Genomic DNA, 23,443 nt, shown 5'->3' on the forward strand with positions numbered 1-23,443 from the left:
GGGTGCACAGGAGAAGATCGAGGAGCTATGACCACACACGAATCCACGCCGCCCGAGGGCGGGCAGCCCTCCTCAGGCGCCACAGCTTCGGCGCCGAGCACCGCTGAGGCTCGGCCGGTATCGACGCGCAAGAAGAATGCGATGTTCATCTACCTCTTCGGCGCGCTGGGCGGGCTGAACTGGGGTTATGACACCGGAGTCATCTCGGCCGCGCTGGTCTACCTGCGGCGTGACTTCGAACTGAGCAGCTGGGTGGAAGGCTGGGTCGTGACCGGACTGATCGTCGGTGCGGTGCTCGGCGCCGCCGTCGGCGGTCGGCTCTCCGATAGGTACGGCAGATGGAAGGTCCTCTTCGCCACAGCGGTGATCTTCATCATCGCTCCGTTGGGTATGGCCTGGGCGCCGGAGGCGGTGACTCTGTTCATCTTCCGTTTCGTGGCAGGTCTGGGCGCCGGACTCACCGCAGTGATCCTGCCGGTCTATCTCTCAGAGATCGCCCCGGCGAAGATCCGCGGCAAAGTCACCGCGCTGTATACCTTGGCCATCGTCTCCGGTCAGTTCCTCGGGTTCATCATCGGCCTGGCGTTCGCGCCTCTGGAGTCGTGGCGGTGGATGCTGGGGCTCTCGGTGGTGCCGTCGCTGTTGTTCGCCGTCGGGCTGTTCTTCATCTGGGAGACTCCGCGCTGGCTGGTGCTCAAAGGCCGCGATGCCGAGGCACGGCAGGTGCTGCTCTATGATCGGACCCCCGATGAGGCGGAGCGTGAATACGCGGAGATCCGGGCGATCCACGAAGCCGAGAAGGCAGCCGGCGGGACCACGCTGAAGGTGCTGATGGAGCCCTGGGTGCGCCCGATCCTCTTCGTCGGGCTCGGTTTGGCGATCCTGCAGCAGATCATGGGTATCAACACGATCATCTACTACGCCCCGACGGTGCTGCAGAACGTCGGCTTCACCGACCAGGCCGCGATCGCCGCCAACCTGATCATCGGTGTGATGAACGTACTGGCCATCTGCCTGGCGTTGCGTTACGCAGACCGTTGGGGGCGTAAGCCGCTGCTGATGGCCGGAGCCGTCGGGACGTTCCTGAGCCTGGGCATCCTCGCTGCCGTCAACCTGCTGCTGCCGGCTCCGGATGGTTTCGGATTCGTCGGGATCGTCACGCTGACGTGCATGGCGCTCTACATCTTCCTCTTCCAGATGAGCTGGGGATCCATCGTCTGGGTGATGCTGGGCGAGATCTTCCCGTTGGGGATCCGTGCGGCGGCGATGGGCGTGGCGACCACGGCGCTGTGGCTGGCCAACGGTGTGGTGGCGCTGGGCTTCCCGCCGGTGCTCGAGGCGCTGGGGATCGGTGTGCTCTTCGCCGGGTTCTCGGTGATCTGCTTCATCGCGATCCTCTTCACCTGGAAGGCCATCCCGGAGACGAAGGGCCGCAGCCTGGAGGAGATCGAGGAGCGGTTCAAGACCGGGGTCATGCCCACTGTCTCGAAGGTGGCTCGTCGCGGATGAGCTGACGCAGAACCCCATGTAGGGCATCAGAGGACATATGTAGGACCTCTCTAGGACGTCTCTAGGACATCGGAGAACAGGGAGGAATCGTATGCATCTCGGGATCTATACCGCACCATTTCATGACCGTGACCTGCCGGAGACGCTGCGCATCGTCGGATATATGGGGCTCGACGCCGTCGAGCTCAACACCGGCGGATTCCTTCCGCCAGCCCATATTCCGGTGGAGGAGCTGGACCGTGAGCCCAGTGCCGCTCAGCGGTGGTTACGGACTTTCGACGGCACCGGCGTCTCGCTGCAGGGCCTGAACTGCAACGGCAACCCGCTGCACCCTGATCCACGGACTGCGGCGCAGCATCCGGGTGGCCGGTGCCCTGGGGCAGACCCGCGTGGTGACGATGTCAGGACTGCCCGGTGCAGAGCCCGGGGCATCGCAGCCGAGCTGGGTGGTCAACGCCTGGTCATCCCGTGCCCTGGATGTCCTGGAGTACCAGTGGGATGTGCTCACGGAGTTCTGGACGCAGATCGATGCGCTCGCCCGGGAGAACGGGGTGAAGGTCGCCATCGAGCTCCACCCGCAGAACGTCGTGTTCAATCCGCCCAGCTTCCTGGAACTGATCGAGCGGACCGGTGCCACTCACGTCGGTGTGGAGCTGGACGCCAGCCACCTGTTCTGGCAGCAGATGGAGCCCCTCACCGTGGTCGAGCGGCTGGGCAGCCACGTCGTCCACGCCGCGGCGAAGGATGTGCGGATCAACCCAGACGCCGCCTGGCGCGGGGTCTTGGACAACAGCTTCCGCCGGCGGGGCCCGGAGGAGGCGCGTACGCAGATCGGTGCGGAGGAATGGGTCAATGAATGGCCGAGTCCTTCGGCCTGGGATTTCGTGGCACTCGGCCGCGGCCACGACGCCACGTATTGGGGGCGGTTCCTCGAGGCTCTCTCTCGTGTCGATCCCGAGATGGCTGTGCATATCGAGCATGAGGACACCTCGCTCGGGGCCGTAGAGGGAGCCGAAGAGGCCGCCGAGGTGCTGTTGGCCGGTGCACGGCAGGTGGGGATCCGCTGAGTTCCCCCGGACCCGGCTGACACGTGTTGACATGTGTTGGCCGGGATGGTGTCCCTGGTGTTCTGGGGCGCGGTGTCCCTGGTGTGGAGAGGTGCTGGTCGCTGCGTGAGGAGACTGGGCCGAAGCTCGGTCACCCGCCGAAGGGCAGGCGCGGGTCGATCTCCTGGGCGTCCCAGGTCTTGCGGATCCACCCGTGGTGTGGGTCATCGCTGATGAGCCACTGCCGGATGGGGCCGGGGCCGGCCATGACGTTGAGGTAGTACATGTCGTGCCCCGGAGGGGTCATAGCCGGGCCGTGCCAGCCGTAGGGGACCAGGACGACGTCGCCGCTGCGCACCTCGGCGGTGACATCGATCTCGCGGGAGTCCGAGGCGTAGACGCGCTGGTAGCCCATGGGGTCCGCGCCGCCGTCGTCCTCTGCGGGCACCGGCATACCGTCTGCGGTCTGCATCTCGAAGTAGTAGATCTCCTCCAGTGCGGTCTCCCCGTCCTTCTCCTCGTCGTGCTTGTGCGGGGGATAGGAGGACCAGTTCCCGGCAGGGGTGAGCACTTCGCAGACGATGAACCGGTCGGCCTCGAGGGTCGCCGGTGTGCCGAAGTTGTGGACCTCGCGGGAGCAGACCCCGGCACCGCGCAGCTCCACCGGGACCTCGTCGAGGCGGACGTGACGGGTGGGGTAGTGCTGCTGGGCCGCCGCTGAGGCCACGGCGACCCGCCCGCCGGAGGGGGCAGTGAGGGTCAGGGCCTTCTCCACCCCGGTGTAGAGCACGTCGGTCGGCCCGGAGAAGACGGAGCGGCGTCCGGTCAGTTCGAAGCGTTCGCCGTCTGCCTCGACCGTGAATCCCCCGGACAGCGGGATGATGATCCGTTCCTCGGCCTGTGCCTGCAGGTTCAGGCTCGCACCGGCGTCGAGCTGGGCCACACGGATGCCGGTGTGGCGCCACCCCTCGACGGCGGTCTGCGCGTCGGGCGTGCCGAGGTCGAGCTCCCAGCCGTCATGGGCGGTGCTGCCAGCCGGGTGGATCCACGGGGTGGAGGCGGGGTTCGCGGTCATCTCTTGGGTCCTCTCCTGGTCGAATGCTCTGGCAGGCTGGTGCTCGGTCAGTTCATGAGGGTGATGTCGAAGGAGTAGCGGTCGGCGCGGTAGAGGTGGTGGCCGTATTCGGCGGCCGCACCTCGGCTGTCATAGGCGGTGCGTTCCATGGTGACCAGGGGCGCACCGGCTTCGACGTCGAGGATCTCGGCCTGGTCCTTCTCCGCGACGGCGGCGCCGACCGTCTGGTGGGCCATGTGGAAGTCCACGCCGTGGCGGCGGAGCTGATCGTAGAGCCCCTGCGCGGTGAGAGCGTCGACGTCGACGGCTTGGGGGTCGGGCAGCCAGTTCTCCATCAGGGCGAGGGGGCGATCTTCGAGCAGCCGAAGCCGCCTGAGATGCAGCACTTCGGTGCCGGGGCGCAGATCGAGACGTCCGGCGATCTCCTCGTTGGCGGGGATGCGTTCGGCGCTGAGGACTTCCGTGGTGGGTGAGGCGCCCTCGGCCTGGAGGTCATTGAAGAGGCTGGAGAGCTGGAGGCTGCGGTGGACGCGCGGGCCGACGACCTGCGTGCCCACCCCGCGGCGGCGGACGATGAGCCCGTCGCGGACCAGGCGGTCCATGGCCTGGCGCATCGTGGGGCGGGAGAGGTTGTACCGCTTGGCGAGGTCGATCTCGTTCTGCAGTTTGGTCTCCGGCGGCAGCTGGCCCTCCCGGATGGCCTGTTCGAAGGCCGAGGCCACCTGGTGGTACAGGGGCACGGGGGATGAACGATCGAGTGCGATGTCGAGTTCGGCGGGCACAGGTTCCTCCTCAGTGTCTCATGTCAGTTTGTCATGACATTCAAGGAGAGCAAAGGGAGGGCCGGCTGTGTGCGGATGGCTGGGCCGTCGTCGGAGGTTCCGGGGTCAGTCCTGGGGTGGTGAGAATCGCCCTGACGAGGAACGTCACTGGTGGGCCCTGCGGGGCTCGAACCCGCGACCAGCGGATTAAAAGATCCCCTGAGTGGGTTCTGCTGGAATAGGTCGGTGTCGACGAGTGTCCTCTGACCTGGGGTTTTGCAGTTTCTTCTGTCGGTGGGCGTCGCTCGGAATCGGTGGATGTGGAGCAAAATGGCCACCACAATGGCCACCACATTCAGCAGGCCACAGTGTCTCCGAAGACCCCTCCCGCGCCGGGAGTTTGCTTCAACTGGAAGTTATGTTCCAGAACCTCTCATGGTGCCAGTCTGCTGGGAACCCCATCGCTTGCTGAGGGACGGTCGGATAGTCCGAAATCAGGTCATAGAGACGTTGTGACCACGTGAGGTCTGAGGCGGTGGTCAGCAACAGTGATTGGATAGCTGTAAGTCCTGGATATATCCGAATGGGACCGTGCCGAGGGTCGGTGATCTTCCCATGAGATCGCGGCCAAGGAACGGACTTGCTCTTTGGAGCCGTGGGCGCGACACCGAGAACGACATTCCACAAGCGGCCATGGTGGGCACCGATGTTCCGGAACCGCAGAAAAGTCCTCAGCCACGAAGTCAACACTGGTCCGGGGACGCCGAGCTGACGGGCGATGCGGTTCGAGTCTTCACGCTGCTGGAGGTTGTCATAGAGCGACTTCACCTGACCGAAAGTGAGCCCCTCCATCATGATCCAAGAGGGAGGAAACTCCGGTTCGCCATACGTGACCAAGTAATGCTCTAAGGCAGACCGGTAATTGTGCACATCGCCGGGGTCTTCAGGCCGGCCTTCGAGCTGACGTCGGCTACGTTCACTCACCTGATCCAGAAACTCAGAGTGCCGAGCCAAATCTCGGAAATATGACGGCTCGGTGTACCAGAAGGCATCCTGATGCTTCAGTGACATTTCGTCAGTCACTGCGGCCCGCAACCTGACCTCAATGTGCTCCAACGCATCCAGGACGAGGAGCCGGAGCTGGCGGTCAAACGAGTAGAGGCTCATCACATCTTCGAAGGTTGCCCCTGGCTTGAAGTCATGATGATCACGGCCACGCTGGAATGGGACCATGTACGCGGAGAGGCGGTAATAGCCGATGTTGCTGATCTGCTGGGCTGCCTGAGCTTCGTCTGTGATGGCAAGTCCACGGCTTCTGAGCAGATCCACTAACGCAGACGAGCTCAGGGGCGGCTTCTCGAAGCGTCCGCTTCCGCGGGCACGGGGCATTCGTCGCTTCGGCATGTCCTGAGTCTAGTCAGGCGGGAAAGAAAAATCCCCCAAGTTGCGCTTCTCCGAGAGGCGTGGGGGATATGATGACTCCATACTACATGAGATCCAGCTGGCCGCTCGAACCGTGTTGATTTGAGCGGCCAACCTGATGTGGTGGACCTGAGTAGAGAGTTCTCAAACTTCTCTCCATCGGTGAAAACCCTGGCCAGGCGGCTGTCTCGTGGGGTCTACAGACACTGCCGTCGACCGACCGGACCTCGGATTCGGGACTCTCGGGGTCCGCTGGTCCGCTCGATTGGGATGGCTCAAACTTTTCTCGACGCCTCCCAGGTCGATGAGCTGGTGGCGATGTACCTCGGCGGCAAGACGATGCGCGAGGTTGCCGGGCACTTCGATGTGCACCGCACCACGGTGGCGATCCACCTGCGCCGCCGGTCAGTTCCCGTGCGGCGGGGCAAGTTGAGCGCGGCGCAGGTCGCCGAGATCGGCACACTCTACGACCAGGGGTTCACGCTGGCCGAGATCGGCGCGCGCTTCGCTGTCGGTCAGCCCCCTCGGACTTCTGTTCGTCTTGCCTCTATGGCTGCAAACCACCCTGGGGTACACGGCCACCCAGACCGGTCTGCTGCTGGTGCCGATCGCTGTAGGTGCCTTCATTGCCGCTGCCACGACCCCACTTCTGGCAGAGGCATGGGGAACCACCTGGGTGATCCGCTTCGGGCTGCTCACCGAGATCATCGGGCTGGTCTGGCTTGCCGCTGTCGCGACCTCTGAGGTCAGCGGCTGGGCGCTGGTTCCGGCTCTAGCGCTCTACGGATTCGGGGTCGGCACAGCTGACGCGCAACTGCCCAGCCTCGTCTTACGTGACATTCCCGTCGAGCGCAGCGGCCAAGGAGCCGGTGTTCAGACCACCGCCCAGGAACTCGGCTCTGCGATGGGAATAGCGGTGATCGGCACCGTGCTTTTCACCAGCCTTGCTTGGCAACTCGACACCAGCTTGGAAGACCTCGGCATCACCGCAGGGGACCACGAGACGACCACCTCGCTCGTGGTGGACAGCGCGGGTACGGCTATTACCGGTCTCGAAGGAGAGATGCAGGCCATTGCCAACGACGCACTTTCGGCCGCCACCCGCAACGCGGCACTGACCGGCGCGGGCTTCCTCACCCTCGGTCTTATCGCCACGATCTCACTCCGTAACCGCCGCGAGGAGCACACCGAGGACGCACACGCTTCAACGGAAGGGAACCAGCATGACGAGCAACACTGAAGATGAGATGACCCTAGCGACCCGTCCCACCGCAACCGACCGCATCCGCTCGATCTGCATGGGCGCTTCAGCAGCCGCGATGATCCTGGTGCCGACCCTTGGCCCCGTCATCGCGGGCACTGAGGAAGGCGCGGAGGATTTCGACACTGAGATTACGCCACCCGGATATGCGTTCACGATCTGGGCACCGATCTTCGCCGGTGTTGCGGCCAACACCATCCAACATGCTGCACGTCCCGCGACCGAGATCAACCGGCGCACTGGTTGGTGGCTCACCGCCGCTTACAGCGCAAACATCGTGTGGTCGCTCGCGGCACAGTCCGACCGCTTCCGCTACACGCCACTCATTCTTCCCATCGCCGCCGGGTTCGCCCTGATCGGGCATCGCCGTGCACAGAGCGTCGAACTACACGGCACCGACCGCATCGTCTCTCACATCAGCGGATTGCTCTTCGGTTGGACCAGCGTCGCCTCAGTCGTAAACGCATTCGCAATCGGACACAGAGGACGAGGCAGCACAACGAAACGTACGAGCCGAAAACTCGCACGCTACGCACTGGCAGGTGCCGCGGCGGGCATAAGCGCGATCATTGGGACAAGCCGACACGGTCATACGTCAATCGCAGCAGCAAGCGGCTGGGCCATGGCGACCAATGCCGCTAATCCAGAACGCACAAAACATACTCGCGTCATTAACGCCGCATGCGCAGCACTCGTCCTCGGAGCCTGCGGGGTTCGCCGGGTTATTAGCAAAACTAGGAAGAATCGAGGACAATCACCCTGAATGTCATCATGACAAGCCCAGGCGCTCCAGATCAAAATACCTCGAACGAGCGAAAATACACGATCTAGACGCAGCTACCTTGCTGACTCCACAGGGGTTTTGGTCTCCATGTGGACCGGTCAGCGTGATTCTCGGACGGGAGGTCGCCAGGTCAGAACCGCCAGCACGGCTCCGGTTGCGCCGATGGTGGCCAGTACGAGGCCGATCGCGGGTAGTCCGATGGTTGCGCCGAGCACTCCGGCGAGGGGGTAGGTGGCCAGGAAGCAGGCGTGGGAGAGGGAAAATTGGGCGGCGAAGACTGCGGCACGGTTTCGTTCGCTGCTGCCTCGGCGCAGCAGGCGTGGGGAGGGGGTGAGCACGCTCGATGTCGCCGCACCCAGCAGTGCCCAGAGGAATAGCAGCGCGATCCATTGCGACATGCCGTACATCCAGGCGATGACCCCGACTGCGGTGAGGAGCAGCACGGGCAGGGCGATGCCGCCGGTGAGCATGACGGGCCGGTCCGAGACCCGTTCGAGCAGTTTCGGCACGCTCAGGGCGATGATCATCGATCCGGCGCCGTAGGCGGCGAGCATGAGCGCCACGTCGGGTTGGGGGCGGCCGAGGTCTCCTTGGACGAGGACGACGGTGTTGACGATGACCATCGCGGTGGTGGTGGCGACGACGAGGTTGAGTGCCATCAGGCTTCGGAGTTCTCGGTTGGCCCAGAATGCTCGTACTCCTCGGGTGAGCCGGTCGAGGAACCGCGTAGGCGGTGGAGTGTCAATGCGGGGGAAGCGGGCGGCGGCGACGAGGGCGGTGGAGGCGAGGAACCCGATCACGGTGCCGACGAACAGGTTGTGGTAGCTGATAAGCGTCAGAAGCGCGGCGGCGAGCATCGGGCTCACCAGCGATTCCAGGTCGTAGGCGAGCCGGGACAGTGACAGGGCGCGGGTGTAGTCGTTCTCGTCGGGCAGCACCGAGGGGGTCACGGCCTGGAAGGTGGGTGTGAAGGTCGCAGAGGCTGATTGGAGCAGGAAGATCAGCAGGTAGATCTGCCATGCCTCGGTGACGAACGGCAGCGAGACTGCGACGGCGGCGCGGATGAGGTCGGCACCGATGAGCACCGGCTTGCGCGGCAACCGGGCAAGTAGTGCGGTGGTGATCGGGGCGACGGCGACGTAGGCGATCATCTTGATCGACATGGCCACTCCCATGACGACCCCGGCGTCGCCTGCGGCGATGTCGAAGGCGAGCAGGCCGAGGGCGACGGTGAGCAGACCGGTGCCCATCAGTGCGATGATCTGTGCGCTGAACAGTTTCGCGTAGGTCGGGTTGCGCAGTACGGAGATCATGCGCGCACGCTCTGGTCTGTCGGGAGGATCAGGGCGGGGTCACGAACGGAGAGCCTGATGAAGAGCGCCATCGGTCGCCTTGTTGTGAGTCGCGGATCGGTGCTGGAGTTCCTCGATGAGGACGCGGGTGTTCTCGGAGTAGTCCACTGGGACGTGGATGAGCTGCACTCCGCCCTGAGCGAATGCGTCTTCCAGGGCGGGGCCAAGCTGCGCCGCTTCGGTGACGCGGGTGCCGGTGGCGCCGTATGCCCTTGCGTAGGCGACGAAGTCGGGGTTGCGGAAGGTCATGCCATAGTCGGGGAACCCGTCGACGGCTTGTTTCCATCGGATCATGCCGTAGGCGTGGTCATCGAGGATCACCACCACGAGGTCGAGGCCGAGACGGACGGCGGTTTCGAACTCTTGGCTGTTCATCATGAACCCGCCGTCGCCGCAGACGGCCATGACCCGACGACCCGGGTGCAGGAGTGCGGCGGTGATCGCCGAGGGCAGGCCGGCTCCCATAGTGGCCAGGGCGTTGTCGAGCAGGAGCGTGTTCGCTGTGGTGGTGCGGTAGTTGCGGGCGAACCAGATTTTGTACATGCCGTTATCGAGGGCGACGATGCCGTCATCGGGCATGACCTGGCGAACCTGATGCACGATGCGTTGCGGGGTGAGCCGGTCCTCGGTGGCCCGGTCGGCGACCTTTGCGAGGATGCGCTCACGCAGCGGCAGCAGCGCTCCGGCGTGCGGTACGCGGCCGGCGAGTTGTTCGGTGAGGGCGTGCAGGGTGTGGTGGAGATCACCGATGACTTCCAGTTGCGGGGTGTAGACCTCTTCGACGGTGGCAGGCTGGTAGTCGAGATGCACGACCCGCGGCCCGTCGGCTCGCATGGTGAACGGGGGTTTCTCGACCGTGTCATGTCCGATGGTGACGATCACATCGGCCTGCTCGATGGCCTCGTGTAGGTAGTCGCCCTCGGTCAGTGCTGCGGTGCCCAGGTAGAGGTCGGTGCATCCGGAGACGGTGCCCTTGCCCATCTGGGTGGTGAAGAACGGAATCCGCGAGCGAGAGATGAACTCGGTCAGCGCCTGGGTGCATCGCGGTCGTGCGGCGGCAGCGCCGAGCATGATCAACGGACGCTTGGCTCCCGAGATCACCTCGACGGCGGCGTTGATCGCCTCGGTGCTGGCTGTGGGCAGGACCGGGTGAGCGGGCTCGGCCAGGTCCAGGCGGGGCGTGGTGGTGGCGGCGATGTCTTCGGGTAGCTCCAGGTGCACCGGGCCGGGCCGTTCAGCTTGTGCGACGCGGAAGGCTTCACGGACCAGTGTCGGGATGGAGGCGGGCGAGACGATCTGCTGGGTCATCTTGGTCAACGGCTTCATCGCCGCGATCGTGTCCACGATCTGGAAGCGTGCCTGCGCGGCGGGGAGGATGCCTTTCTGTCCGGTGATCATGACCATCGGCATCGCCCCGAGCAGCGCATAGGCCGCGCCGGTGGACAGGTTCAGGGCACCGGGGCCCAGCGTGGTCAGGCACACCCCTGGTCGGCCGGTGAGGCGCCCGTGGGTGGCGGCCATGAAGGCGGCGGCCTGCTCGTGACGGGTCAGGACCAGTTCGATGCTGGAGCGGCGGATCGCGTCGAGCAGATCGAGGTTCTCTTCGCCGGGCAGTCCGAAGATGCGATCAACACCTTCGTTCTCCAGTCCTGCGACCAGCAGATCGGCTGCGGTGAAAGTGGTGGTCGTGATGGCGGTGGCCCTCCGTGTCTCCTCGAATCGATCAGGTCAGCTGCAGCGTGGTGAGGCAGGTCGGGGCGTCCTCGGCGGTGGAGATGGGCACCGTGGCAGAGCGCTCACCCTGGGTGACGGTGAGGGTGGCTTCGATGTCACGGGGCAGCCAGAGCCCGGCGAAGCCGTTGTCGTAGGTGCGCGCGGTCTCATCGATGAGCACCTCATCGGTGTTGTCGGTGATGGTGATCTCGATCTCCTCGTTGCCCAGCTCTCCCAGACAGGTGGTGAGACTGTGGAAGTGGCAGTCGTGAGTCTGCTCGATGAACGGTGCGAAGGAGAGGTAGAACTCGTCCTCTGGCAGCGGGACGGTGGTCTCGTTGCCACTGGTGTCGTAGAGCACGAGCCTCTCAGGTTCGACCGAAGCGATCAGATCCTCGGGGCGCTCTGCGACCGGCATCGCATCGAGGTACTCAGTGATCTCTCGCCCCTCGAGACCATCAAGGTCGTAATCGGCAAGCCAGTTCTCGCTCGCATCCGCGGTGGCCGTGTTCTCTCCGGTGGAGCAGCTGGCGGTGAACAGCGCGATCAGCAGGGCCGCGATGATCGCGGTGGCGGTTCGGGCGGTGGTTCGTTGATACATCGGTCTCTACTCAGGCGGCGTCGTGGTTTCGTGCGGGTGGTGCAACCGCGGTGCCCACTGGTGGACCAGGGGGACGGCGTCGAGGCCGGTTACCGCGACCGGGATCTCGTCGTGTTCATGGACGATTAAGGCGGGATCGGTGGATACTGTCCGTGCCCTGGTCCGAGGTGAGGGGTGCCCTGCTCCGGCGAAGGTGTGTCCGTGGATGCTGGAGGTGAACGTCGAGGCCGGCCGGTAAGCACCGGGGTCCTCACCGAGACCGTGGTCGTGCAGGAGCGTGCGAGCGGCATGGGTGCCCTGGGCTGCGGCGTCGTCCCAGTGGTCGACCCGGTAGCTTCCGAGACCAGGGTGGTCGTGGCTGGCTACTCCGCCTGCGGCGTAGATGCGCTGGCCTGGTGCTTCGCGTAGTCGAAGCCGGTCATCGACCGGCACGCCGTCGGGTCCGTTCCACGGTGACGGGGCTGCTGGGAGGGTGCCGTGGGCGATGATCGCGAGATCACCTTCGACCCGGTGTCCGTTGTCGAGGACGATGGTGATGTGGTCGGGGTGGGTGCGCACTGCCTGGATGGTGCGACCCAGGTAGGTCGCCCCGTGTGCCTGGTGCAGGTCCAGGAGCTCACCGGAGATGTGCTCACCGAAGGCCGAACAGCCTGGCAGGGTGGAACGGCTGATCAGGGCGATGTCGTGTCCGGCGGTGCTCAGCAGGGAGGCGGTCTCTGCTGCGAGCAGGCCACCGCCGAGGATCAGCACCCGCGCCGAACCGGGAAGCTCCCCGAGGCGATCGCGGATTCCCGCAGCATCGGCAGGTGAGTGCAGGGTAGTGAGCCGGCCGGCAGCCAGTGCCTCGTCCCGGCCGAGGACATCTTCTCCCAGCGTGCGGGGCCGGCTGCCGGTGGCGAGGATGATCCCGTCGTAGCCTCGGGTCTCACCGGAGGCTGGCTGAACCTGCCGGGTGCGGGGGTCAACCCCGCGCACCGTGTCGCAGACCAGGGTGGCACCAGGGGCGGGAAGCGTGGCCTGTGCGGGGGTGAGCAGGCCGATCGCGATGCCCTTGTTGACCAGGGTGCGGTTGAACGGCTGCTCCCCGGTGCGGGTGAACAGATCGATCTGCATTTTTGGCGAGGCAGCCTGGAGGATCTTCGCGGCTGCGGTCCCGGCCGCTCCTGCGCCGAGGATGCCGATGCGTGCCGGGCTCATCGCGGCTGCTCCGGGTGGGCGTCATGAGTGAAGGCCGGCAGCAGGATCGCGTCGATGAACCACGGTGCGTCCTCAGGGTCGAGCCGGCCGGCCCGGACTTCTTCTGCAGCGCCGTTCATGACCACGTGGGTGGTGGTCAGCAGCCAACTCACCGGCAGATCTGTCCGGAACGCCCCTTCGGCGTGACCGCGCTCGAGCAGCCCGTGCATGCGAGACTCTGCCTTCTCGTGCATCTCCCGAATCCTGCTCGCGGGAAGCTCCTTCTGCGCTGCGGCCAGCAGAGCACGGGAGCGATCGACCAGCACCCAACTGGAGGACACCAGTCGCTGGAAGGCCTCGACGGGATCACCGTCCAGGGACACCTGGCTCAGCACCTCCTCGCCGCGTTCGATGCTATCGGCCAGTGCCGCGTCGATCAGTTCGGGGCGGGTGCGGAAGTGCCCGTAGAGCGTCTGACGCCCCACACCGGCCTCAGCGGCGATATCCGCTACCGAGGCGTCAGGATTCTTCCGGATCGCCGTGACCGTACCGGCCAGGATCTTTGCCCGGTTGCGCAGGGCATCGGCACGCTGGTTCGCCGCGCCCCGACTCCCAGTACCAGAGCTGCCAGACCCAGTGCTCGGCCGGTCACGTGTGGCAGTGGCCTTCTTGGTCGCCATCACTCCACCTTTCATCTCAGACGGGAATGTATGAGATAGTGTAGCTGTTACAAGTCGTACTCGCATGTAGGAGTTTGCGAGTGGGTGGCCGCCAGGTCACTGCAGACGCCGCTCAGAAAGGAGCAGACGCTATGAGAACGATCGTTGCGGCACGCCCAGGGGGTGGCGTGTCATGAATCAGTCGAATACCCCGGCGGAGAAGGCCGGAGCGAAGCAGTGGTGGGGCCTGGCCGTACTGGTCACCCCCTCGACACTGCTGTTCATGATGTTGACCATCCTGTTCTTGGCTGCGCCGAACATGGCCGCCGATCTGGGTCCCTCGAGCACACAGCTGCTGTGGATTCTGGACATCTACGGCTTCGTCATGGCCGGATTCCTGGTGGCCATGGGTGTCCTGGGTGACCGGGTCGGCAAGCGGCTGCTGATGGTCCTCGGGGCGATCCTCTTCGCGGGCGTCTCGATCGTTGCAGCGTTGACGACGAGCGCGGAGTTGATGATCGCCTGGCGGGCGATTCTGGGTCTTGCTGCGGCCATGATGATCCCGGCCACCCTGGGGCTGATCTTCGTGCTCTTCGCTGATGCCAAGCAGCGCGGTGTGGCCATCGGCGTGTGGGCCGGCGGCATCTCCGCCGGTGTCGCTCTCGGCCCGCTGCTCTCGGGTCTGCTGCTGGAGGGCTTCGGGTGGCAGGCCACCTTCCTGGTGGCGGTGCCGATCATGGCCCTGGTGGTCATCGGCGCCCCACTGCTGCTGCCCGAGCACAAGGACCCGAGCGCGAGGATCGATCTGTTCAGCGCTCTGCTGCTGGTCGCAGGGCTGCTGGCGATCATCTACGGCATCAAGCGTTTCGCCGCCCAGGAGCCGGCTGGTCTTTCCATCGCCCTGCTCGTGGCGGGCGCGCTGGTCGGGCTGTGGTTCGTGATCCGTCAGTTGCGGGCTGAGAAGCCGCTGCTGGATGTGCGGCTGTTCGCCAACCGCACCGTCTCCGGGGCGCTGGCGGTGTTCCTGCTCTCGGCAGCGGCACTGGGTGGGGTGTACTCGCTGTTCACCCAGTACCTCCAGCAGGTCCAGGAACTCTCGCCCCTGCAAGCCGGCTTGTCAATCCTCCCTGCGGCGGCGGTGCTGATCGTGGTCTCCACACTCTCCCCGGTCTTCGCCCGGAAGTTCAGGCCCGGCAATGTGATCGCGATCGGCCTGCTCACCCAGGTAGTCGGCTACATCCTGTTCACCCAGCTCGACGCCGGCACCGGCCTGGCGCTGGTGATCGCATCCTTCGTGATCACCTACCCCGGCGTCGCCCCGTCCATGGCGCTGACCACCGATCTGGTCGTCAGCTCGGTGCCGCCGGACAAGGCCGGCGGCGCTTCGGGGCTGGCGACCACCGCGAACGACCTGGGCATCTCCCTGGGTGTCGCAGTCATCGGCAGTGTGGGGATCGCCGCCTACCGGAATCAGATCGGCGGGCTGCTGCCCGACGGACTGCCGGCCGACGCTTCGACGGCGGCATCGGACAGCGTCGACGGCGCGATGGCCACCGCACCAGGCCTGGACCCTGCCCTGGGTGAACAGGTCATCAGTGCCGCACAGGAGGCCTTCACCGGCGGGCTGAACACCGCCGCGATCGTCTCGGCCGTCATCGCCGTGGTCGCAGCGATCATCGCCGCCACCCGGCTGCGCCACGTTCGACCCACCGGGGAAACCCAGGAGGCCGAGCAGACCACTGCCAGTTGACCCCCTACCCCCCACGGGTATAGTCTCAAATAAGTCGTACATGAGAGAAGGAGTTATGCATTATGGCAACCACGACTGAGTACCTGGTGACCGGAATGAGCTGCGGGCACTGCGAGGGTGCGATCCGCAGCGAGGTCTCCGAGATCGACGGGGTGACCGGCATTGAGGTCAGCGCCCAGACCGGGCGCCTGGCCGTCACCGCCGAGCAGCCGGTCGAGGACGCTGCGGTGATCGCCGCGGTCGATGAGGCCGGCTACACCGCCGTCAGGAGCTGAGCATGAGGGCCCCTGCACGGCTGGGCCTGTACGGGCTGATCCTCGTGGCCGTGTTCGCCGTGGCTGGATTCACGGCGAACGCGGTCGTCCCCGAGGACACCGTGCAGGCCTGGACAGAAGAGACCGAAGACACCACCCACCACGGAGGAGAAGACGAGATGAATGGCGGGCAGGCTGATGGGCACGGCGGCCATGAGGCCGATGCGGCCTCACTGGGCCTCGGCCTGGCCCAAGATGGCTTCCAGCTCAGCGAGGTGAGTGCCCCCACCAGCACAGCCGGCGAGGGCGAGCTGACGTTCACGGTGACCGGCCCCGACGGGAACTCGGTGACCGACTTCGAGCTCGACCACGAACAGGAGATGCACCTGATCGCCGTCCGCGCGGACGGGCAGCACTTCGCCCACGTCCACCCCGAGCGGGACGAGGACGGCACGTGGTCCATCCCCTGGCGGTGGGAAGAGGCCGGCACCTACCGGGTCTTCGCAGACTTCGTGCCCGCCGATACCGGCGAGGGCCTGACCCTGTCGACCACGGTGCAGGTCACAGGTGACTACGAGCCGGTTCCGGCCGAGCCTGCTGCCCAGAGCACAGTCAACGGGTTCGACGTCGCAGTGGAAGGCGACCTCATCGCCGGTGAAGCATCCGAGCTGACGATGACCGTCACCCGCGAGGGCGAACCAGTCACTGAGCTGGAGCCTTACCTGGGGTCGTTCGGGCACCTGGTCGCCCTGCGCGAAGGGGACCTGGCCTACCTGCACGTCCACCCACACGGTGACGCACCCGCAGCCGGTGAGACCTCCGGCCCGGAGATCGCCTTCGAGGCCACCGCACCCACGCCAGGGCGCTACCTGCTCTACCTGGACTTCCAGGTCGACGGGCAGGTGCACACCGCCCCGCTGGTCATCGACACCACCAGCAGCGCTGGCTCTGGCGAGGGTCAGGACGGCAACGATGAAGGAGAGAACCATGACCACTGAGAGCACCAGCGCACAAGACGCTAGCGTGAATCTCGCCGGTGTTGAGCTGCAGATCGGTGGCATGACCTGCGCCTCCTGTGCCAACCGGATCGAGAAGAAGCTCAACAAACTCGACGGCGTCGAGGCGTCGGTGAACTACGCCACCGAGAAGGCCAGCGTCACCGCCCCCGAAGGCTACGACCCGGGCCTGCTCATCGCTGAGGTGGAGAAGACCGGCTACACTGCCGAACTGCCCAGCCCCAAGGGCGAAAAGCCCAGCACGGCTGATGAGGGCGAGTCGCGTGAGGATGCCGAGATCAGGGTGCTCAAACAGCGGCTGATCGGTGCAGCAGTGTTGGCGGTGCCGGTGATTCTGATGGCGATGATCCCGGCGCTGCAGTTCGACTTCTGGGGCTTCGCCTCCCTTGCCCTGGCCGCCCCGGTGGTGGTGTGGGCCGGCTGGCCCTTCCACAAGGCCGCCTGGGCGAACTTCAAACACGGCGCGGCCACGATGGACACCCTGATCTCGGTGGGCACCAGTGCCGCACTGATCTGGTCACTGGTCGCACTGTTCTTCGGCACCGCCGGAGACCGCGGGGTGGTCCACCCCTTCGAGCTGACCATCTCACGCACTGACGGACTGGGGCATATCTACCTGGAGGTCGCCGCCGGGGTGATCACCTTCGTGCTGCTGGGCCGCTACTTCGAGAAGACCTCCAAGCGCCAAGCCGGAGCCGCCCTGCGCGCCCTGCTGGAACTCGGCGCCAAGGAAGTCTCCATCCTGCGAAACGGCACTGAGCAAAGGGTTCCCATCGAGGAACTCAACGTCGGCGACGAGTTCGTGGTCCGACCGGGTGAGAAGATCGCCACCGACGGGGTGATCACCTCCGGCAGCTCAGCGATCGATGCCTCGATGCTCACCGGCGAATCAGTGCCCGTCGAGGTCTCCGAGGGTGACACCGTCGCCGGAGCCACGGTCAATGCCGGTGGTCGCCTGGTCGTGAAGGCCAGCCGGGTCGGCTCGGATACTCAGCTGGCGCAGATGGCGAAGATGGTCGAAGACGCCCAGTCCGGTAAGGCCGAGATCCAGCGTCTGGTCGATCGGGTCTCGGGCGTGTTCGTCCCGATCGCGATCGCTGTGGCGGTCGCCGCCCTGGGCGCCTGGCTCATGGCCGGCTTCCCGGTCAGTGCCGCGTTCACCGCGACCGTGGCGGTGCTGATCATCGCCTGCCCGTGCGCCATGGGCCTGGCCGCACCGACCGCGCTGCTGGTCGGCACCGGGCGGGGCGCCCAGATGGGCGTGCTCATCAAAGGCCCCGAGGTGCTGGAGTCCACGAAGAAGGTCGACACGATCGTGCTGGATAAGACCGGCACCGTCACCACCGGCAAAATGACCCTCACCGATGCGCTGCCCGCCCCAGGCGTGAGCCGTGATGAACTGCTGCGCATCGCCGGCGGCCTCGAGGACTACTCCGAACACCCCATCGCCCAGGCCATCGCCGCCGGAGCCACCGCACAGGTCGGTGAACTGCCCGCCCCGGAATCCTTCGACAACATCGAAGGCAAGGGCGTACAAGGCGTTGTCGACGGTCACGCCGTGGTCGCGGGCCGGGAGGCGCTGCTGGCTGATTGGTCGATCCACCTCGACGATGAACTCAAGGCCGCCAAGCAGGCCGCAGAGTCCGAGGGCAAGACCGCGATCACCGTCGGCTGGGACGGGCAGGCACGAGGTGTGCTGGTGGTCTCGGACCAGATCAAGCCCACCAGTGCGGAGGCGATCAGCCAGTTCAAGGAGCTCGGGCTGACTCCGGTGCTGCTGACCGGGGACAACCAGACCGTGGCCGAGCAAGTCGCCGCCGCCGTCGGCATCACCGAGGTCATCGCCGAGGTGCTGCCCAAGGACAAGGTCGACGTCGTCGCCCGCCTCCAAGGCGAGGGCAAGGTCGTGGCCATGGTCGGTGACGGCGTCAACGACGCCCCCGCCCTGGCCCAGGCCGACCTCGGCCTCGCTATGGGCACCGGCACCGATGTCGCCATCGAGGCCGCCGATATCACCCTGGTCCGCGGTGACCTGCGGGCGGCCGCGGACGCGATCCGGCTAGCCAGGCGCACGCTGCGCACGATCAAGCAGAACCTGTTCTGGGCCTTCGGCTACAACAGCGCGGCCATCCCGATCGCGGCCTTCGGGCTGCTGAATCCGATGCTGGCCGGAGCGGCCATGGCCTTCTCCAGCGTCTCGGTGGTCTCCAACAGCCTCCGGCTACGCAGGTTCAAGGCCAAAGCCGACAACCAGAGCGTCCCGGCAGGCAGTACACCTGCCTCGGCAGGCGAACCCGCAAGGGCCTGAAAACCCGACCTGTCATCACCAACAAGGAAAGGACACCATCCACGATGACTGCACACGACCACCACAATCACGACCACGGCCACGGCCACGGCCACGGCAGCGCCTCTGGCGGCTGCAGCGGCCACGCCCCCAAGACCGAGGACCTCGCAAAGGCGAACAGCGACGATGTCACCGAGTGCCTGGTCATGGCCGGCACCCCGGTGATCAAGTCCCAGGCCGAAGCCGAGGGGCTGTACCGCGACTACAACGGTGAGCGGTACTGGTTCTGCTGCGCGGCCTGCGGCCCACTCTTCGACGCCGACCCCGACCGGTACGCCAACGCGGCCTGAACCGCACAGGGACACCGGATTCCGCGCTTGCCACAGCAGGTTCTGCCAGGCAAGCGCGGAATCCACCACCGGCAAGATCCCAGGCCCACATGATCGCGGAACGAGCACATAAGGGAAGGACCAGCGCGCATGACGAAGAACCTGACACTGACCTGGTCAGCCACCGCACTGACCGCGGCACTGGTGCTGGCCGGGTGCGCCTCGAGCGACAATGACGACCCGGCCGACCCCGCCCCCTCAACCGAGCACGACGACCACGGAGGTCACGACGATATGGAACACCCGGCTGACGGCGGACCGGTGCCCGAGAACATGACCGAGGCCACCGACCCCGAATACCCGGTCGGCAGTGAGGTGACGCTGACCGCCGACCACATGGAGGGCATGGACGGTGCCACCGCCACCATCGTCGGGGCGTATGAGACCTACACCTACTCGATCGACTACACCCCCACCACCGGCGGTGACCCCGTCACCGATCACCAGTGGGTCGTGCAGGAAGAACTTGAGAACCCCGGCGAGGAGCGCCTGGCCGATGGCACTGAGGTCACCGTGACCGCCGACCACATGGAGGGCATGGAAGGCGTCACGGCAACGATTGCCTCCTCCACCGACGAGACCGTCTACGTCGTCGACTACGAAGCCGACGGCATGACCATGACCAACCACAAATGGGTCGTCGAAAGCGAGATCGAACCCACCAACTGAACCTGCCCCCAGCACTGCAGGCAGGACTCGAACCGAACAGGAGAAGCGAGACCGGTATGAACACCACACCTCGTGGCCACCACGATCACGGCGGTAGCCACACGATGCACGACGACCGGTCCGAACATCACGGGCACGACGACCACTCCGGTCACCACGAGCACGACGGGCATGTCGGTAACAGCGATCACGTAGCCCATGATCATCACGGTGGGCATGAGGCTCATCAGCACCACGGCGGACATGCCGACCACACGGGGCACGGCGGCCACGCCGGACATGGGGATCATGTGGGCCAGTTCCGCCGGTTGTTCTGGATCATGCTCGCCCTGGCGATCCCGGTGGTCGGCTTCAACGAGATGTTCGCCCACCTGGTCGGCTACCACCTGCCTGAGGCCGAGTGGGTGTGGTGGGTCTCCCCGATCCTGGGCACCATCGTCTACTTCTGGGGCGGTTGGCCCTTCCTGACCGGCGCCATCAGTGAGATCCGGGACCGCAAGCCCGGCATGATGCTGCTGATCGGCCTGGCCATCACGGTGGCCTTCATCGCTTCCTGGGGCGCGAGCCTGCATATCCTCGATCATGAGCTGAACTTCTGGTGGGAGCTGGCCCTGCTGGTGGTCATCATGCTGCTGGGCCACTGGATCGAGATGCGGTCCCTCGCCCAGACCACCTCGGCATTGGACTCCCTGGCCGCCCTGCTGCCCGATGAGGCCGAGAAGATCGACGGCGATCAGGTCGTCAAAGTCGCCCCTGCTGAGCTCGCCGTCGGCGACGTGGTGATCGTGCGACCCGGCTCCTCCGTGCCTGCCGACGGGAAGATCGTCGACGGCTCGGCGTCGATGGATGAGTCCATGGTCACCGGGGAGTCCAAGCCAGTACGGCGTGAGACCGGCGACCATGTGGTCGCAGGCACCGTGGCCACCGACTCCGGAGTCCGCGTCGAGGTCACCGCGATCGGTGACGACACCGCCCTGGCAGGCATCCAGAAGCTGGTCACCGACGCTCAAGCATCGTCGTCGCGCGCGCAGAGGATCGCCGATACTGCCGCGGCCTGGCTGTTCTGGTTCGCCCTGGGCGCCGCGGTCGTCACCGCGATCGTCTGGTCGCTCGTCGGGATGCCCGATGCCGCAGTGGTGCGCACCATCACCGTGCTGGTCATCGCCTGCCCCCACGCCCTGGGTCTCGCAATCCCGCTGGTGGTCTCCATCGCCACCGAACGCGCAGCCCGGGGCGGCGTGCTGATCAAGGACCGGCTGGCCCTGGAGTCCATGCGCACCGTGGACTCAGTGCTCTTCGACAAGACCGGCACCCTGACCAAGGGCGAGCCCACCGTCACCGCCGTTGCACCCACCGGGAACCGCGACGAGGAGGAGGTGCTGGCGCTGGCCGCTGCCGCCGAGGCAGATAGTGAGCATCCACTGGCACGGGCCATCACCGGAGCAGCCAAGACGAAGGAGCTCCAGGTGCCTAGGGCCTCGGACTTCTCGTCCTCCCCGGCAGTGGGGGTCAAGGCCACCGTCGAGCATGCAGGTTCACACACCGTGATCGAGGTCGGTGGCCCGTATCTGCTCGAGCAGCAGAATCGAGACGAGTTGTCGGTGACCGGTCAGTGGCGAGACGAAGGAGCGATCATCCTCCACGTCCTCGCCGACGGAGAAGTCATCGGAGCGCTGCGCCTGGCCGATGAGATCCGGCCTGAGTCCCGTGACGCTGTCGATGCTCTCCACGTCCGAGGGGTGCAGGTGGTGATGATCACCGGAGACGCCCAAGCCGTGGCAGACACCGTCGCCAAAGACCTGGGTATCGACCGCGTCTTCGCAGGCGTCCGCCCCGAAGACAAGTCAGCCAAGGTCAAAGAGCTCCAGGACGAGGGTCGCAAGGTCGCGATGGTCGGTGATGGTGTCAACGACGCCCCCGCCCTGGCCCAAGCTGATGTCGGCATCGCCATCGGCGCCGGCACCGATGTGGCCATCGGCTCTGCTGGGGTGATCCTGGCCTCCTCTGATCCGCGCTCGGTGCTCTCGGTGTTCGAGCTCTCCCGTGCCAGCTACCGGAAGATGAAGCAGAACCTGTGGTGGGCCGCCGGCTACAACCTCGCCGCCGTCCCACTGGCCGCCGGCGTGCTGGCCCCGGTCGGGTTCGTACTGCCGATGAGCATCGGCGCGATCCTCATGTCGGTCTCCACCGTCGTGGTCGCCCTGAACGCCCAACTGCTGCGCCGACTCGACCTCACCCCCGAAGCGAGCACCGACAGAATCCTCGACCGCTCCTGACAGATAAGGACACATCATGACCACCACCGCACCCACCGTTGAAGAGGCGGCGACCGGCCACGGCTACATCAGCGACAAGAACCGCTATCTCGCCAGGCTCAAGCGCATTGAGGGCCAGACCCGTGGCATCCACCGCATGATCGACGAGGACAACTACTGCATCGACATCCTCACTCAGATCAGCGCGATCACCTCCGCGCTGAACAACGTCGCGCTGGGGTTGCTCGATGACCACCTCAAACACTGCGTCACCAACGCCATCGAAACCGATACCGCCGACGCCGAGCAGAAACTCCGCGAGGCCTCAGCCGCGATCGCACGCCTCGTGAAGTCATGAGCCAGGAGCAACAGCAATGAGCATCACCACCCGCAGCCTGCAGACCCTCGCCGAACACGGGCACCTCAGCCTCACCGTGCGACGCTGCTGCCAAACCCTCCACTGGGTCTTCACCGTGCGACTCGGCCGTAACTCCGGTGGATCGTAGAGCATGAGACCGGCATCATGGCCCCACTGTCCGCAAGAGGGCGATCCAAGCACTTAGCTTGCAGGGGCAAGGGCGCCAGAGCCCTTCGGATGTCGGATGGCAACCAGCGCTCCGACCCGATGAGCGAGTCGTGAGCGCAAATGAACAGGTGCTCTCCCACTCACCGAATACCAGGCTCAGCGGCGTCAGGTACATCGATGAGGCGAGATTTGGTCGAGTACCAAGTTCTCCTCGCTCGGACCCAAACGGTACATCGACCCATCGGACCATTGGCATTCGACTGCGTGAAGGTCATCATTGTACGTGATGGTTCGGCGATCTTGTTCAGTGAGTTCGGGCAGAAACCCGTGACCGTAGGTGATGTCGTCGTGCTTGGCCCCAATGTATTGTGCGGCTCCGAACCCGAAGGGCACATCACAGTCACTACGATCTACGCCGACACTGATTACCTGATCGACCAGGCGTTCTGGCAATACGCCCGCATTTTGCACGACAAGCTCGATGCGCCGGCCTTCGTCAGAGAGACCTTCACCGAACCTGCGCAGATTATTCGGTTGGGTGAGGATCACGTTGGACTGTTGATGCCTCTGGTACCAGGTCCAGTCAGTGATGAAAGCACACAAATCCGCCGCCGAAGCCACCCAACTTCACGACCACTACCTCAAAGGAACCGTATTCTGCGGTGCCTGCGGCTCCCGACTGATGGTCTCCAACGCCAAGAACCGCCACGGCAACGTCTACCCCTACTTCGTATGCTCAGGCCGACACTCCAAACGCACCGACTGCACCCGGGGTGCCATCCTTATTGAAGACGTCGAACAGCTCGTCGAGAACTACTACCACCACGTGCAGATCACCGCTGCTGATAAGGAAGCTCTCGGCGGAATGCTCCACCACGAGTTCTGAACCGTCCTGGGTTTAGTTCCGAGATTTTGGTGCGGACTCGGTCCGCTGTTCA

Annotated in this window: 22 protein-coding genes and 1 pseudogene; 14 read left to right on the forward strand and 9 right to left on the reverse strand. The window is 65.3% G+C overall.

The window, feature by feature from the left end:
• Positions 1-27: 27 nt before the first annotated feature.
• Together RIL96_RS10555 and RIL96_RS10560 are read left to right on the forward strand one after the other, a co-directional pair.
• Positions 28-1,509 carry a sugar porter family MFS transporter gene (locus tag RIL96_RS10555; protein ID WP_310548986.1) on the forward strand — a complete coding sequence of 494 codons (1,482 nt, stop codon included), beginning with the start codon at positions 28-30 and terminating at the stop codon, positions 1,507-1,509.
• A 91-nt stretch (positions 1,510-1,600) separates the two neighbouring features.
• Positions 1,601-2,576, forward strand: a pseudogene (locus tag RIL96_RS10560) (sugar phosphate isomerase/epimerase family protein).
• Positions 2,577-2,706: 130 nt separating this feature from the next.
• Here RIL96_RS10560 and iolB read toward each other — a convergent pair.
• From iolB to RIL96_RS10575, 3 genes are all read right to left on the reverse strand, one after another.
• Positions 2,707-3,630 carry a 5-deoxy-glucuronate isomerase gene (iolB, locus tag RIL96_RS10565; protein WP_310548987.1) on the reverse strand — a complete coding sequence of 308 codons (924 nt, stop codon included), beginning with the start codon at positions 3,628-3,630 and terminating at the stop codon, positions 2,707-2,709.
• A 47-nt stretch (positions 3,631-3,677) separates the two neighbouring features.
• Positions 3,678-4,412 (reverse strand): GntR family transcriptional regulator, encoded by a 735-nt coding sequence (locus RIL96_RS10570; RefSeq protein WP_310548988.1) that lies wholly within the window; start codon positions 4,410-4,412, stop codon positions 3,678-3,680.
• Positions 4,413-4,796: 384 nt separating this feature from the next.
• Positions 4,797-5,795 carry an Abi family protein gene (locus tag RIL96_RS10575; protein ID WP_138171089.1) on the reverse strand — a complete coding sequence of 333 codons (999 nt, stop codon included), beginning with the start codon at positions 5,793-5,795 and terminating at the stop codon, positions 4,797-4,799.
• Between the two features lie 526 nt (positions 5,796-6,321).
• Between RIL96_RS10575 and RIL96_RS10580 the strand changes: the two genes are divergently transcribed.
• Together RIL96_RS10580 and RIL96_RS10585 are read left to right on the forward strand one after the other, a co-directional pair.
• Positions 6,322-7,053, forward strand: a complete 732-nt coding sequence (locus RIL96_RS10580; protein ID WP_374761882.1) for an MFS transporter — start codon at positions 6,322-6,324, stop codon at positions 7,051-7,053.
• Positions 7,037-7,837, forward strand: coding sequence for a TspO-related membrane protein (locus RIL96_RS10585; RefSeq protein ID WP_310548990.1), 801 nt, complete (start codon positions 7,037-7,039; stop codon positions 7,835-7,837). Before RIL96_RS10580 ends, RIL96_RS10585 begins: the two co-directional genes overlap by 17 nt.
• 119 nt (positions 7,838-7,956) lie before the next feature.
• Here RIL96_RS10585 and RIL96_RS10590 read toward each other — a convergent pair whose 3' ends face one another.
• From RIL96_RS10590 to RIL96_RS10610, 5 genes are read right to left on the reverse strand one after another with little or no spacing between them, the layout of a single operon-like run.
• On the reverse strand, positions 7,957-9,171 hold the full coding sequence (locus RIL96_RS10590; protein WP_310548991.1) for an MFS transporter: 1,215 nt from the start codon (positions 9,169-9,171) through the stop codon (positions 7,957-7,959).
• A gap of 39 nt (positions 9,172-9,210) precedes the next feature.
• A complete protein-coding gene (locus tag RIL96_RS10595; RefSeq protein WP_310549003.1) occupies positions 9,211-10,902 on the reverse strand; it encodes an acetolactate synthase large subunit in 1,692 nt (563 codons plus the stop codon).
• A 31-nt stretch (positions 10,903-10,933) separates the two neighbouring features.
• A complete protein-coding gene (locus RIL96_RS10600) occupies positions 10,934-11,524 on the reverse strand; it encodes a CueP family metal-binding protein (protein WP_310548992.1) in 591 nt (196 codons plus the stop codon).
• Positions 11,525-11,530: 6 nt separating this feature from the next.
• Positions 11,531-12,721 (reverse strand): FAD-dependent oxidoreductase, encoded by a 1,191-nt coding sequence (locus tag RIL96_RS10605; protein ID WP_310548993.1) that lies wholly within the window; start codon positions 12,719-12,721, stop codon positions 11,531-11,533.
• A complete protein-coding gene (locus tag RIL96_RS10610; RefSeq protein ID WP_310548994.1) occupies positions 12,718-13,380 on the reverse strand; it encodes a TetR/AcrR family transcriptional regulator in 663 nt (220 codons plus the stop codon). Before RIL96_RS10610 ends, RIL96_RS10605 begins: the two co-directional genes overlap by 4 nt.
• Positions 13,381-13,552: 172 nt before the next feature.
• Between RIL96_RS10610 and RIL96_RS10615 the strand changes: the two genes are divergently transcribed.
• The 9 genes from RIL96_RS10615 to RIL96_RS10655 all read left to right on the forward strand — a co-directional run bounded on the left by RIL96_RS10615 (position 13,553) and on the right by RIL96_RS10655 (position 22,485).
• The gene (locus tag RIL96_RS10615; RefSeq protein WP_310548995.1) at positions 13,553-15,109 is read left to right on the forward strand and encodes an MFS transporter; all 1,557 of its coding nucleotides are present in this window, start codon (positions 13,553-13,555) and stop codon (positions 15,107-15,109) included.
• 62 nt (positions 15,110-15,171) lie between these two features.
• Positions 15,172-15,384 carry a heavy-metal-associated domain-containing protein gene (locus RIL96_RS10620; RefSeq protein WP_310548996.1) on the forward strand — a complete coding sequence of 71 codons (213 nt, stop codon included), beginning with the start codon at positions 15,172-15,174 and terminating at the stop codon, positions 15,382-15,384.
• A gap of 2 nt (positions 15,385-15,386) precedes the next feature.
• Entirely contained in the window at positions 15,387-16,361 is a 975-nt protein-coding gene (locus tag RIL96_RS10625; protein WP_310548997.1) for a DUF8832 domain-containing protein, read from the forward strand.
• Entirely contained in the window at positions 16,351-18,687 is a 2,337-nt protein-coding gene (locus RIL96_RS10630) for a heavy metal translocating P-type ATPase (RefSeq protein WP_210047982.1), read from the forward strand. Before RIL96_RS10625 ends, RIL96_RS10630 begins: the two co-directional genes overlap by 11 nt.
• Positions 18,688-18,731: 44 nt before the next feature.
• On the forward strand, positions 18,732-19,016 hold the full coding sequence (locus RIL96_RS10635; RefSeq protein WP_310548998.1) for a YHS domain-containing protein: 285 nt from the start codon (positions 18,732-18,734) through the stop codon (positions 19,014-19,016).
• Positions 19,017-19,145: 129 nt separating this feature from the next.
• Positions 19,146-19,724 (forward strand): YdhK family protein, encoded by a 579-nt coding sequence (locus tag RIL96_RS10640; protein ID WP_310548999.1) that lies wholly within the window; start codon positions 19,146-19,148, stop codon positions 19,722-19,724.
• Positions 19,725-19,828: 104 nt separating this feature from the next.
• Positions 19,829-22,000, forward strand: a complete 2,172-nt coding sequence (locus RIL96_RS10645) for a heavy metal translocating P-type ATPase (protein ID WP_310549004.1) — start codon at positions 19,829-19,831, stop codon at positions 21,998-22,000.
• 16 nt (positions 22,001-22,016) lie between these two features.
• On the forward strand, positions 22,017-22,337 hold the full coding sequence (locus tag RIL96_RS10650; RefSeq protein WP_138171071.1) for a metal-sensitive transcriptional regulator: 321 nt from the start codon (positions 22,017-22,019) through the stop codon (positions 22,335-22,337).
• A gap of 16 nt (positions 22,338-22,353) precedes the next feature.
• Positions 22,354-22,485 (forward strand): hypothetical protein, encoded by a 132-nt coding sequence (locus RIL96_RS10655; protein WP_272896816.1) that lies wholly within the window; start codon positions 22,354-22,356, stop codon positions 22,483-22,485.
• Between the two features lie 185 nt (positions 22,486-22,670).
• Here the strand turns inward: RIL96_RS10655 and RIL96_RS10660 are convergent, their stop codons facing one another.
• Complete coding sequence (locus RIL96_RS10660; protein WP_310549000.1) at positions 22,671-23,054, reverse strand: hypothetical protein; 384 nt, start codon at positions 23,052-23,054, stop codon at positions 22,671-22,673.
• Between the two features lie 40 nt (positions 23,055-23,094).
• Here RIL96_RS10660 and RIL96_RS10665 point away from each other — a divergent pair, with 40 nt between their 5' ends.
• Positions 23,095-23,391 (forward strand): recombinase zinc ribbon domain-containing protein, encoded by a 297-nt coding sequence (locus RIL96_RS10665; protein WP_310549001.1) that lies wholly within the window; start codon positions 23,095-23,097, stop codon positions 23,389-23,391.
• The last annotated feature ends 52 nt before the right edge of the window (positions 23,392-23,443 follow it).

Origin of the sequence: Nesterenkonia aerolata (assembly GCF_031470965.1) — a bacterium.
Taxonomy (GTDB): domain Bacteria; phylum Actinomycetota; class Actinomycetes; order Actinomycetales; family Micrococcaceae; genus Nesterenkonia; species Nesterenkonia aerolata.

Excerpts from the sequence above, each read along its gene's own strand:
- RIL96_RS10555 (WP_310548986.1), top strand. The coding sequence starts at position 28 with ATGACCACACACGAATCCACGCCGCCCGAGGGCGGGCAGCCCTCCTCA.
- iolB (WP_310548987.1), bottom strand. The coding sequence starts at position 3,630 with ATGACCGCGAACCCCGCCTCCACCCCGTGGATCCACCCGGCTGGCAGC.
- RIL96_RS10575 (WP_138171089.1), bottom strand. The coding sequence starts at position 5,795 with ATGCCGAAGCGACGAATGCCCCGTGCCCGCGGAAGCGGACGCTTCGAG.
- RIL96_RS10585 (WP_310548990.1), top strand. The coding sequence starts at position 7,037 with ATGACGAGCAACACTGAAGATGAGATGACCCTAGCGACCCGTCCCACC.
- RIL96_RS10590 (WP_310548991.1), bottom strand. The coding sequence starts at position 9,171 with ATGATCTCCGTACTGCGCAACCCGACCTACGCGAAACTGTTCAGCGCA.
- RIL96_RS10600 (WP_310548992.1), bottom strand. The coding sequence starts at position 11,524 with ATGTATCAACGAACCACCGCCCGAACCGCCACCGCGATCATCGCGGCC.
- RIL96_RS10605 (WP_310548993.1), bottom strand. The coding sequence starts at position 12,721 with ATGAGCCCGGCACGCATCGGCATCCTCGGCGCAGGAGCGGCCGGGACC.
- RIL96_RS10610 (WP_310548994.1), bottom strand. The coding sequence starts at position 13,380 with ATGGCGACCAAGAAGGCCACTGCCACACGTGACCGGCCGAGCACTGGG.
- RIL96_RS10615 (WP_310548995.1), top strand. The coding sequence starts at position 13,553 with ATGAATCAGTCGAATACCCCGGCGGAGAAGGCCGGAGCGAAGCAGTGG.
- RIL96_RS10620 (WP_310548996.1), top strand. The coding sequence starts at position 15,172 with ATGGCAACCACGACTGAGTACCTGGTGACCGGAATGAGCTGCGGGCAC.
- RIL96_RS10625 (WP_310548997.1), top strand. The coding sequence starts at position 15,387 with ATGAGGGCCCCTGCACGGCTGGGCCTGTACGGGCTGATCCTCGTGGCC.
- RIL96_RS10630 (WP_210047982.1), top strand. The coding sequence starts at position 16,351 with ATGACCACTGAGAGCACCAGCGCACAAGACGCTAGCGTGAATCTCGCC.
- RIL96_RS10635 (WP_310548998.1), top strand. The coding sequence starts at position 18,732 with ATGACTGCACACGACCACCACAATCACGACCACGGCCACGGCCACGGC.
- RIL96_RS10640 (WP_310548999.1), top strand. The coding sequence starts at position 19,146 with ATGACGAAGAACCTGACACTGACCTGGTCAGCCACCGCACTGACCGCG.
- RIL96_RS10645 (WP_310549004.1), top strand. The coding sequence starts at position 19,829 with ATGCACGACGACCGGTCCGAACATCACGGGCACGACGACCACTCCGGT.
- RIL96_RS10650 (WP_138171071.1), top strand. The coding sequence starts at position 22,017 with ATGACCACCACCGCACCCACCGTTGAAGAGGCGGCGACCGGCCACGGC.
- RIL96_RS10655 (WP_272896816.1), top strand. The coding sequence starts at position 22,354 with ATGAGCATCACCACCCGCAGCCTGCAGACCCTCGCCGAACACGGGCAC.
- RIL96_RS10665 (WP_310549001.1), top strand. The coding sequence starts at position 23,095 with ATGAAAGCACACAAATCCGCCGCCGAAGCCACCCAACTTCACGACCAC.